Annotated in this window: 8 protein-coding genes and 1 pseudogene; 6 read left to right on the top strand and 3 right to left on the bottom strand. The window is 67.3% G+C overall.

The window, feature by feature from the left end:
• Positions 1 to 166 precede the first annotated feature (166 nt).
• Positions 167 to 943, top strand: coding sequence for a trans-aconitate 2-methyltransferase (gene tam, locus WCE05_RS10625; RefSeq protein ID WP_253091039.1), 777 nt, complete (start codon positions 167 to 169; stop codon positions 941 to 943).
• Here tam and WCE05_RS10620 read toward each other — a convergent pair.
• Together WCE05_RS10620 and WCE05_RS10615 are read right to left on the bottom strand one after the other, a co-directional pair.
• Positions 933 to 1,304 (bottom strand): DUF2784 domain-containing protein, encoded by a 372-nt coding sequence (locus WCE05_RS10620; RefSeq protein ID WP_225789151.1) that lies wholly within the window; start codon positions 1,302 to 1,304, stop codon positions 933 to 935. The genes tam and WCE05_RS10620 overlap by 11 nt on opposite strands.
• Before the next feature lie 121 nt (positions 1,305 to 1,425).
• The gene (locus tag WCE05_RS10615) at positions 1,426 to 2,295 is read right to left on the bottom strand and encodes a LysR substrate-binding domain-containing protein (protein WP_225789152.1); all 870 of its coding nucleotides are present in this window, start codon (positions 2,293 to 2,295) and stop codon (positions 1,426 to 1,428) included.
• Between the two features lie 259 nt (positions 2,296 to 2,554).
• Between WCE05_RS10615 and WCE05_RS10610 the strand changes: the two are divergent.
• The 5 genes and pseudogenes from WCE05_RS10610 to WCE05_RS10590 form a co-directional block, all read left to right on the top strand.
• Positions 2,555 to 3,802, top strand: a pseudogene (locus WCE05_RS10610) (MFS transporter); the annotation flags it as partial.
• Between the two features lie 83 nt (positions 3,803 to 3,885).
• Positions 3,886 to 5,277: an FAD-dependent oxidoreductase gene (locus WCE05_RS10605; RefSeq protein ID WP_368815871.1), complete on the top strand. Its 1,392-nt coding sequence runs from the start codon at positions 3,886 to 3,888 to the stop codon at positions 5,275 to 5,277.
• Positions 5,278 to 5,440: 163 nt separating this feature from the next.
• On the top strand, positions 5,441 to 6,145 hold the full coding sequence (locus WCE05_RS10600) for a YebC/PmpR family DNA-binding transcriptional regulator (protein ID WP_225789155.1): 705 nt from the start codon (positions 5,441 to 5,443) through the stop codon (positions 6,143 to 6,145).
• Positions 6,146 to 6,367: 222 nt separating this feature from the next.
• On the top strand, positions 6,368 to 7,312 hold the full coding sequence (locus WCE05_RS10595) for a LysR family transcriptional regulator (RefSeq protein ID WP_253081533.1): 945 nt from the start codon (positions 6,368 to 6,370) through the stop codon (positions 7,310 to 7,312).
• A gap of 173 nt (positions 7,313 to 7,485) precedes the next feature.
• Entirely contained in the window at positions 7,486 to 8,898 is a 1,413-nt protein-coding gene (locus tag WCE05_RS10590) for a DOPA decarboxylase (protein ID WP_225789157.1), read from the top strand.
• A gap of 131 nt (positions 8,899 to 9,029) precedes the next feature.
• Here the strand turns inward: WCE05_RS10590 and WCE05_RS10585 are convergent, their stop codons facing one another.
• Positions 9,030 to 10,403: an MFS transporter gene (locus WCE05_RS10585; protein ID WP_225789158.1), complete on the bottom strand. Its 1,374-nt coding sequence runs from the start codon at positions 10,401 to 10,403 to the stop codon at positions 9,030 to 9,032.
• Positions 10,404 to 10,896 lie beyond the last annotated feature (493 nt).

The following is a 10,896-nucleotide window of genomic DNA, read 5'->3' as shown; positions in this document are numbered from 1 at the left end:
CCCCCGTGCGTCGCCCGGCCCCGCTGCCCGGCCGTGGGGGGGGGCCCCTTTGCTGCGCATTTCGTGTTCTTGTTCTTCTTTTGGCGGTGGACTCTGTTCTCCGATGCCGTTTACCGCAACCCGCCACACTGGCCTCCAGACATTCAGCCTGCCGAAGGAACCCGCCATGGCTTGGTCCGCCACCCAGTATTCACTTTTCGAAGACGAACGTACCCGCGCGGTGCGCGACCTGCTGGCGGCGGTACCGCCGCGGCCGGTGCGCCATGCCACGGACCTGGGCTGCGGCCCGGGCAATTCCACCGAAGTGCTGCGCCAGCACCATCCCGATGCCCTGGTCGTCGCTCTGGACAGCGACCCGGACATGATCGACAAGGCTCGCCAGCGGCGGCGCCTGTGCGTGCCCCAGGTGCGCTGCGAGATCGCCGAGATTGCCGGTTGGTCGGCCGCCGAGCCCCAGGACCTGATCCTGGCCAACGCCTCGCTGCAATGGGTCGCAGACCACGGCGCCCTCTATCCGCACCTGGTCCGCCAGTTGAGCGAGGGTGGCAGCCTGGCGGTGCAGACCCCGGACAACCTCGACGAGCCCGCCCACCGGCAGTTGCGCGAAATCGCCAGCCAGGGGCCCTGGGCGGCCAGGTTCGCCGACTTCTCGTTGCCGCCCCGGCACAACGCGGCGTTCTACTACGACCTGCTCAGCCCGCTGTGCACCCGCGTGGATGTCTGGCGCACCACCTATCACCACCCCTTGGCCGGTGGCGCCGAGGCGGTGGTGGAGTGGTTCAAGGGCTCGGCGCTGCGCCCGTACCTGGCGCGCCTGGACGAGCGGGAGCAGGCGGACTTTCTGCAGCTGTACCTGCAGGCGATGCAGCATGACTATCCGCCGGCCAGCGACGGCAAGGTGCTGCTGGCGTTTCCGCGTTTGTTCGTGGTCGCTACGCGCTAGTACGCCGCCAGCGCCAGAGCACGTAGCCATACACGCCGAGGTTGAGCAGCAACACGAACAGGCCCAGCAGCACCTGGACCTGTGGCGTCAGCCCGGGCGGGTAGATCAGCGGCCAGATGTAGTGCTCGATGAAGCCGCCCTGGTAGCCGGCCACGCCAGCGGCAGCGCGCATATGGTTCTCCCAGTCGGTCAGTGGGCATTCCAGGTGCAGGCACTCCACCGCCAGGCCCCAGGCCAGGGCGGGCAGGTGGATGAGCAGGGCGGGGCGCCACCGGAGCACCCACAGGCCGCCGAACAGCACCAGCAGGATGAAGGCCAGGTGCAGCAGGACCAGGGCGTCGGCGGCCAGGCGGTAGAACATGGCGGACCTTCGCAGGGGGCAGTCATCTGAGCATAGGCGGGTGGGTATGGCTTGGTTGGTTGTTGCGCCTGCCTCCACCACTGTGCGGGTAACTTCCAGCCAATACCTGGCCTGTGTGTTCTCAAAGCCCTTCCTGCACCATCTGCAGGAACGTCGCCACCACCCGCCGTGTGCGCTGCTCGCTCAGGCACACCAGCGTCTCGGTCAAATGCCGCTGGCAATCGACGATCGGCAATGCACAGACGCGCGCATCGGCGCCGAACTCCGCCGCCGACACCACCCCCACGCCGATCCCCACCACCACCGCCTCACGCGCCGCCTCGCGGCCTTCGACCTGGATCGCCGGACGGATACGCAGGCCCGCACGTTGCATCTCTTCCTCGAGGGTCTGGCGCGTCACCGAGCCGGGTTCGCGCAGCACCAGCGGCGTGTCGTCCAGGTCGGCCAGGCTGATCGAGCCACGGCTGGCCCAAGGATGGTCATGGGACACGAAGGCCACCATCGGGTCGCGACGCATGGGCACGCAGTAGAGCCGCTCATCGTCGACATCACGGCCGAGCAGGGCCAGGTCGGCCTGGTAGCTGAACAGCCGGGCCAGGGACTCGTCGGTGTTGCCGGTCTCGATCTTCACCTGGATGCCAGGGTAGCGCTGGCAGAAACGGGCGATCTGCGGCAGCACGTGCACCGGCGCGTCCACCGCCAGCACCAGGCTGCCGGTGTGCAGGGCACGGGAGTCCTGCAGCAGTTCGACAGCCTCGGTTTCGCAGGCGAACAGGCGCTGGGTGATGCCCAGCAGGCGCTCGCCCAGGTCGGTCAGCCGTACCGAGCGTTTGTTGCGGTGGAACAGCAGCACGCCGAAGCGCTCCTCGAGCTTGCGTACCTGGTCGGAAACCGCTGGTTGGGTGAGAAACAGTTTATCGGCGGCGCGGGTGAAGCTGCCGTGCTCGGCGACGGCGTGAAACGCCTTGAGTTGAGCGTGTGAGACCGACATGAGCGCTCCGGTAACAAGTTGGGCTTATGTGTGAAATACGATAAATCGATTTTATTTATCAGTCATCAACTGGTTCCATAACGACCAGCCCGGTGGCCCTTTACAGGCTGCCAGCGGCCATGGCGCCGCCCCGGTCACGCCAGACCCGCGGTGCCATCTGACCAGATGACGGCCCTCCGTCATGCAGTGCGCAACACAACAACAAGACAGGCGTTTCTTCACATTCTGCCGGCACACTTGAGCAAGAGGTCAGAGTCAAATGAATCAATCCCTAGCCGCCATCAAGCGTTGGCGCATCCAGATCTTCGCGATCACCTGGCTGGCGTATGCTGCCTTCTACTTCACCCGCAAGGCGTTTTCCGTCGCCAAGCTGGGCATTGGTGAAGACCCCGATTTCATGCTCGACAAGGCCGCCATGGCCAACCTCGACGCCATCTACCTGGCCGCCTACGCGGTGGGCCAGTTCACCTGGGGGATGCTCGCCGACCGCTTCGGCCCGCGCGTGGTGGTGCTCGGCGGGCTGCTGATCTCGGCGGCGGCGGCCGTGGTGATGGGCAGCTATGCGACCTTCCCGATCTTCGCCACGTGCATGCTGGTCCAGGGGCTGGCGCAGTCCACCGGCTGGGCGGGGTTGTGCAAGAACATCGGCAGTTTCTTCCCGGCCGTCCAGCGTGGCCGGGTGCTGGGCCTGTGGAGCTCGTGCTACGCCTTCGGCGGCCTGGTGGCCTCGCCCTTCGCCGGCTGGTGGGCCTACACCCTGGTGGGCAGCTGGCACGCGGCATTCTTCTCCAGTGCCGCGGTGGTGGCCGGGGTGGCGGTGCTGTTCTTCATCCTGCAGCGCAACAAGCCCGAGGATGTCGGCCTGCCGGCGGTGGAGCCGGAGCCGCAGAGCATGGCGCCGGCGGCGAACCTGTGCAGTGTCTGGGCGCCGCTGCGGGAGATCCTCAGCAACCGCACGGTGCTGACCCTGGGCCTGGCCTATTTCATGCTCAAGCCTGCGCGCTACGCCATCCTGCTCTGGGGCCCGGTGATCGTCTTCGAACAAATGCCCTCGGTGGGCAAGGTCGGCGCGGCCATCATTCCCACCGCCTTCGAGCTGGCCGGGCTGCTCGGGCCGATCATCATCGGCCTGGCCTCGGACAAGCTGTTCGGCGCCCGGCGCATGCCCGCCTGCGTGATCAGCCTGGTGCTGCTGACCGCCACCCTGGCGGCGTTCATGGCGGCGATGCACAGCGGCAGCGTGATCCTGGTGGTGGCCTTGCTGTTCGTCATGGGCCTGACCCTGTACGGCCCGGACTCGATGATCAGCGGCGCTGCGGCGATCGACTTCGGCACGGCCAAGGCCGGTGCCACCGCGGCGGGCTTCGTCAATGGTTGCGGCTCGGTGGGAGCGGTGCTCGGTGGCCTGCTGCCGGGGTATTTCGACAGCGTCACGGTGTTCATCATTTTCTCCGGCACCGCGCTGTTCTCCGCCCTGGTCCTGCTGCCGCACTGGAACAGCCGCCCGGCCAGCGCCGTGCAGGCCAACGACGTGGCACCCAATACCGGCATGGCGATCAAGCCGGCCCGTACCTAAAGGAAAGTGAGCAGATGAGACCCTTCTGGCTGCAACAGGCCCTTGACCAGGAAGACGAGGCGGTATGCCCGCCGCTGGATGCCGACGTGCGCTGCGACGTGTGCATCGTCGGCGGCGGCTACACCGGATTGTGGACCGCGCTGATGCTCAAGGAGCAGGCGCCGGCGCTGGATGTGCTACTGATCGAGGCGGACATCTGCGGTGCCGGCGCCAGCGGGCGCAACGGCGGTTGCGCGCTGTCATGGTCGGCCAAGTACTTCACCCTCGAGCGCCTGTTCGGCACGGCGGAGGCCGTGCGCCTGGTGCGCGAGTCGGAGCGCAGCATCGGCGCCATCGGCGAGTTCTGCGCGGCCAACGGCATCCACTGCGACTACCGCATGGACGGCACCCTGTACACCGCCACCAACGCCGCCCAGGTCGGTGGCACCGATGCGGTGATCGCCGCGCTGGAGCAGAGGGGCATCAATTCGTTCCAGCGCCTGCCGCTGGAGCAGGTGCAGCGCCTGGCCGGCTCCGCCCGCCACCTGGAAGGCTGGTACTCACCGGCCGCCGCCACCGTGCAGCCGGGGCGCCTGGTGCGCGGCCTGCGCCGGGTGGCCTTGCAGCGGGGCGTGCGCATCCACGAGGGCACGGCGATGACGGGCCTGGAGCATGGGGCGCCGGTGCAGGTGCGTACCCAGGGCGGGACCGTCCGTGCCGACCGGGTGGTACTCGGTCTCAACGCCTGGATGGCGCGGGCCTTTCCCCAGTTCGAGCGCAGCGTGGCGATCGTTTCCAGCGACATGGTGATCACCGAGCCCTGCCCGGAACTGCTGCGCGAGATCGGCCTGGACAGCGGCATCAGCGTCCTCGATTCGCGCATCTTCGTGCATTACTACCACAACACCAGCGACGGTCGGCTGATGCTCGGCAAGGGCGGCAATACCTTCGCCTATGGTGGACGCATGTTGCCGGTGTTCGACCAGCCGTCGCCGTACCAGCCGCTGCTGCGCGAAAGCCTCGGCGAGTTCTTCCCGGCCCTGGCGCAGGTGCCGCTGGCGGCCAGCTGGAACGGCCCCTCGGACCGCTCGGTGACCGGCTTGCCGTTCTTCGGCCGGCTGGATGGGCAGGGCAACGTGTTCTATGGCTTCGGCTACTCAGGCAGTGGTGTCGGGCCCTGCCACATGGGTGGGCAGATCCTCTCGTCGCTGGTGCTGGGCCTGGACAACCCCTGGACCCGCTCGCCGCTGGTCAAGGGCCCGCTGGGGCAATTCCCGCCGGAGCCGATCCGCTACCTGGGCTCGCTGATGGTGCGCAACGCCATCCGCCGCAAGGAGCGCGCCGAGGACCGCGGCGTGCGCCCGCGCCGCCTGGATGTGCGCCTGGCACGTTTCGCCGCGGCGGCGGGCAAGGCCGACAAGGCCTGATGGCCGGGAGGGCCGCACGGCGGCCCTTGCGCGGGTGCAAGGCCATTTCCAGCGGCCGTGCTGCATGAGATTTCTTGTCGATCAGGTGGGCGAGGGCGTATAAACTGCTCCCACTTTTGGCCGGTCGCTTCCTGAACCGGCCGCTGGAACAAAGAGAGTCGACATGGGCGCACAGTGGAAAGCCAAACATAAAGAAGCCGCAGCCAATGCCAAGGGCAAGATCATGGGCAAGCTGGCCAAGGAAATTCAGATCGCCGCCAAGTCCGGCGCCGATCCGGACATGAACCCGCGCCTGCGCCTGGCGATCGAGCAAGCCAAGAAAGCCTCGATGACCCGCGAGACCCTGGAGCGCGCGATCAAGAAGGGCGCCGGCCTGGATGGCGAGTCGGTGCAGTACAACGCGGTCACCTACGAAGGCTACGCCCCGCACCAGGTGCCGCTGATCGTCGAGTGCCTGACCGACAACGTCAACCGCACCGTCGCCGAGATCCGTGTGCTGTTTCGCAAGGGCCAATTGGGCAGCGCCGTGGCCTGGGACTTCAACCACGTCGGCCTGATCGAGGCCACCCCGAACGGCGACGCCGACCCTGAGCTGGCGGCCATCGAAGCCGGCGCCCAGGACTTCGAGGAAGGCGAGGAAGAGGGCTCGACCCTGTTCATCACCGATACCACCGACCTGGATGCGGTGCAGAAGGCCCTGCCGGAGCATGGCTTCACCGTCACCTCGGCGAAGATCGGCTATACCCCGAAGAACCCGGTGAGCGCCGCCAGCCTGAGTGCCGAGGCCCTGGCCGAGGTCGAGGCGTTCCTCGAAGCGATCGACAACCACGATGACGTGCAGAACGTCTATGTCGGCCTGACTGACTGATCTGTGCCATTGGGGGCGCCTTGCGCCCCATTCGCGGGCAAGCCCGCTCCCACAGGGGCCCTGCCAACCGCATCATTTGTGGTCGACTCGGCCCTGTGGGAGCGGACAGTTGGTCCCACATGGCCCTGCGAACCGCATCCTGTGTGGCCAGCGCGGTCCCTGTGGGAGCGGGCTTGCCCGCGATCGAGGGCGTAGCCCTCGCCAGGGCCCTGGAGCCGACCGATGAACCCGACCTTCGCCTCCCTCAGCCTCGCCCACCTGCGCACCCTCGACTGCCTCCTGCAGTTGAAGAACCTCAGCCACGCCGCCGAGCGCCTGGGCTGTAGCCAGTCAGCCCTGAGCCGCCAACTGGCTCACCTGCGCGAGGCCTTCGACGACCCGTTGCTGGTGCGCCAGGGGCGCGGCTATGTGCTCAGCGAGCATGCCGAAGCCTTGGTCGAGCCCCTGCGCCAGGTCTTGGAGGAGCTACAGGCCCTGCGCCAGCCGGCAGCCTTCGACCCGGCGCGTTGCGAGCGGCGCTTCTGCCTGGCCGCCTCGGACTATGTAGCCGAGCACATGCTGCCGCTGCTGGTGGCAGCGCTGGAACGCGAGGCGCCGGGCGTGTCCCTGGAGTACCGCACCTGGCAGGCCGGCCAGTATGCCCTGCTGGCCAGCGGCGAGATCGACCTGGCCACCACGCTGTTCGACGAGTCGCCACCCAACCTGCACGGTCGCTTGCTCGGCGAGGACCGGGCCGTGTGCCTGATGCGCCACGACCACCCGCTGACCGCCCGTGACGGCTTGAGCCAGGACGACTACCTGGCCTTCAAGCACGTGCGCATCTCTGGCGGCGGCGACAAGGACAGCTTCATCGACCGCCACCTGCGCGCCCAGGGCCTGCAGCGGCGGATCGGCCTGGAAGTGCCGTTCTTCTCCGCCACCGTGCAGGTACTGGGTAACGGCCAGGCCCTGGCCACCGTGCCCGAGCACATCGCCCGCCAGCTCTGCCGCCTGCACCGGCTGGCCTGGCGGCCGCTGCGCTTCATCGAGCATACCCAGCGCTACTGGGTGGTCTGGCACCAGCGCCTGCAGGCGTCGGCCGAGCACCGCTGGCTGCGCAACCGGGTATTCGAGCTGTGGCGCCAGTCGCAGTTCGGCGTGCAGGGCGGGCATGCGCCTTCGCCATAGCAGCTATGCGCGAAGCGGGGTTCTTCGGCGACGGATCGGTCCCTAGACTGGCCAGGTGGCTCGGGTTGTTCGAGAGTAGTGGGGCCGCTTTGCAGCCCATCGCCGGCAAGCCCCAACCCACCGTCCCGAACGACCACCGCCATCCCCCCGACCGCTCGCCAAGGAGACCGCCCGTGACCCCGGAACAATTCCGCCAATATGGCCACCAACTGATCGACCTGATCGCCGACTACCGCCAGGGCGTCGCCGAGCGTCCGGTGATGGCCCAGGTCGAGCCCGGTTACCTCAAGGCCGCCCTGCCGGCCGGTGCGCCGCAGCAGGGCGAGCCGTTCGAGACGATCCTCGCCGACGTGGACACGCTGCTGATGCCGGGCCTGTCCCACTGGCAGCATCCGGATTTCTATGGCTATTTCCCATCCAACGGCACCCTGTCGTCGGTGCTGGGCGACTTCCTCAGCACCGGGCTTGGCGTGTTGGGCCTGTCCTGGCAGTCCAGCCCGGCCCTGAGCGAGCTGGAGGAAACCACCCTCGACTGGCTGCGCCAGTTGCTCGGCCTGTCGGCGCAGTGGAGCGGCGTGATCCAGGACACGGCCTCGACCAGCACGCTGGTGGCGCTGATCTGCGCCCGCGAGCGCGCCAGCGACTACGCCCTGGTCCGTGGCGGCCTGCAAGGCCAGGCCAAGCCGCTGGTCGTCTATGTCAGCGCCCATGCCCACAGCTCGGTGGACAAGGCCGCGTTGCTGGCGGGCTTCGGCCGCGACAACATCCGCCTGATCCCCACCGACGAGCGCTTCGCCATGCGCCCCGAGGCGTTGCAGGCCGCCATCGAACAGGACCTGGCCGCCGGCAACCAACCCTGCGCGGTGGTCGCCACCACCGGCACCACCACCACCACGGCCCTCGACCCGCTGGGCCCGATCGGTGCCATCACCCAGGCCCACGGGTTATGGCTGCACGTCGACTCGGCCATGGCCGGCTCGGCGATGATCCTCCCCGAGTGCCGCTGGATGTGGGACGGCATCGAGCAGGCCGACTCGGTGGTGGTCAATGCCCACAAGTGGCTGGGCGTGGCGTTCGACTGCTCGATCTACTACGTGCGCGATCCCCAGCACTTGATCCGGGTGATGAGCACCAACCCCAGCTACCTGCAATCGGCGGTCGATGGCGAGGTCAAGAACCTGCGTGACTGGGGCATCCCCCTGGGCCGCCGCTTCCGTGCCCTGAAGCTGTGGTTCATGCTGCGCAGCGAAGGTGTCGAGGCCCTGCAACAGCGCCTGCGCCGCGACCTGGACAACGCCCGTTGGCTGGCCGAGCAGGTCGAGGCGGCACCGCAGTGGGAGTTGCTGGCACCGGTGCAGTTGCAGACCCTGTGCATCCGCCATCGCCCGGCAGGGCTGGACGGCGAGGCGCTGGATGCCCACACCCGTGCCTGGGCCGATAGGCTCAATGGCTCCGGGCAGGCCTACGTGACCCCAGCGACCCTGGAGGGGCGCTGGATGGTACGGGTATCGGTGGGGGCGCTGCCCACCGAGCGTGAGCATGTGCAGCGGTTGTGGGAGCGGTTGCAGGCTGTCGTCGCTGCTTGACAGCGCCTGGGGCCGCTGCGCGCCCCTTCGCGGGCCAGCCCGCTCCCACACAGACCGCGCCATGCCTGAGAGCGGCGCCAACCTGGGAGCCGGCTTGCCGGCGATGGGCTGCAGCGCAGCCCCGGGGAAACTCAGTGGCTCATCGCCTGAAAGCTGCTCTTGCGGCTGGCCTCGTAGGCTTCCTTCTCCATCGGCTTGGCCTGCGGGTTGCCCAGGTCTTCCATGGCCAGGCGATGGGTCTCCGGCGCGATGTAGGCCGCCAGGGCGCACAGGCAGGTGATGAAGAACGCCAGGCCGCCGACCACCAGCGGGATGTTGCCTGAACCGGGCGGGGCGACGGTGGCGAACAGCGCCGGCAGCATCGCCGTGAGCATGGTGCCGATGTTCTGCGCGATGGCCATGGCCGATACCCGGTAGCGGGTCTGGAACAGCTCCGGATAGAAGCTGGGGAACACGGCGTTGTAGCCCTGGTAGACCATGCCCCACATGAGGATCGAGGTGACGAAGGCCAGGGGCACGCTCTGGATGCTGATGGCGTACAGGTAGACGAACGCCAGCAGGCCCGAGCCCAGGCAGCCGGCGATCATGGTCGGGCGACGGCCGATCCTGTCGGACAGGTTGCCGACGAAAGGGATCACCAGCACCGCGACGATATTGCCCACCACCGGGATCCACAGGTACACGCTCTTGTCGAAGCCCACGCCGTAGGCCGGCTGCACCGCGTAGGCCGCGCCGAAGATGGTGGCGACCACCGGGATCACGTTCATCAGCGACATGAACATCACCAGCACCATGCACTTCCAGCTGTGGCGGAAGGCTTCGCTGATCGGCGACTTGGCCACTTTGTCTTGCTGCTCTTCCTGGACGAAGGCCGGCGTCTCGTGGACTTCCCTGCGGATGATGAAACCGGCCACCAGCACCAGCGCACTCAGCAGGAACGGAATACGCCAGCCCCAGTCGTTGAACGCTTCGCTGGGCATGAAGTAAGCCAGCGGCAGGAACACCGCCGCCGCCATCACCTGGCCGGCCTGCACGCCTTGCAGGGTGTAGCTGGCGTAATAGCCACGGCGCCCGAACGGTGCGTGCTCCATGATCATCGAGCTGGCCCCGGAGATCTCGCCGGCCACGGCGAAGCCCTGGACCAGGCGCAATACCACCAACAGGGCCGGGGCGAGGAAGCCGATGTCCTCGTAGGTTGGCAGCAGGCCCACGGCCATGGTCGACAGGCCCATCAGGAACATGCACAGCAGCAGCACGTTCTTGCGGCCGCGGGTGTCGCCCCAGTGGCCGAGCACGAAGGCGCCCAGCGGGCGCGCCAGGTAGCCGACGCCGTAGGTCGCCAGCGAGGCGACGATAGCCATTTTCGGGTCGCTGGACGGGAAGAAGATCTGCGGGAAGATCAGCGCCGCGGCCTGGGCATAGATGAAGAAGTCGTAGTACTCGAGTGCCGAGCCTATCCACCCGCTGGCGGTCGCTTTCTTGGCTTGGGAGCTGGAGTGGGCCATCGTTGTCTCCGTTTGTTCTTGTAGGTCACCGGGCGGGGACGTCGGGCGCCGTTCTACGGGCCGGCGAGCGTCGCTGCACGAGCGGTTGCAGGAGTGGGTCAGTGCCGGGTGGCGAACGGTCGCAGGCCAAGCCCGCCTGTACAGGACGAACGAGCAGGGGCGGGGCGCAGGGCGAGGGAAATGTGCATAGGTCGGTACCCGTTTTATTGAACTTATTATGTCGTGACGCTGGGCTTCTCGGCACAGGGCCCGCCGAACGTGGGGCAGGGGAGGTGGGCCTGTGCTGGAAATCATGGTTGCCCACGGCTTGGCACCGAATCAATTCGTGCAACCCGCTTTTGTTCGATAATCGAACACAAAACTAACTGTTCCGTACAAAATAAATTGCTGGGGTGACTTTACCTGCCAATAATCGATCATGCCAGGAGCCTGCCCAGGTTTTCGGCATTGTCGTCCGCGCAGGCCCAAGGCCGCGCTCCAATAACAAGGAACT

The sequence above is a fragment of the Pseudomonas sp. I2 genome, from assembly GCF_040984075.1.
Lineage (GTDB): Bacteria > Pseudomonadota > Gammaproteobacteria > Pseudomonadales > Pseudomonadaceae > Aquipseudomonas > Aquipseudomonas guariconensis_B.
The sequence above is the reverse complement of the archived record's forward strand: the minus strand, read 5'-3'. Positions and strand labels throughout refer to the sequence as shown.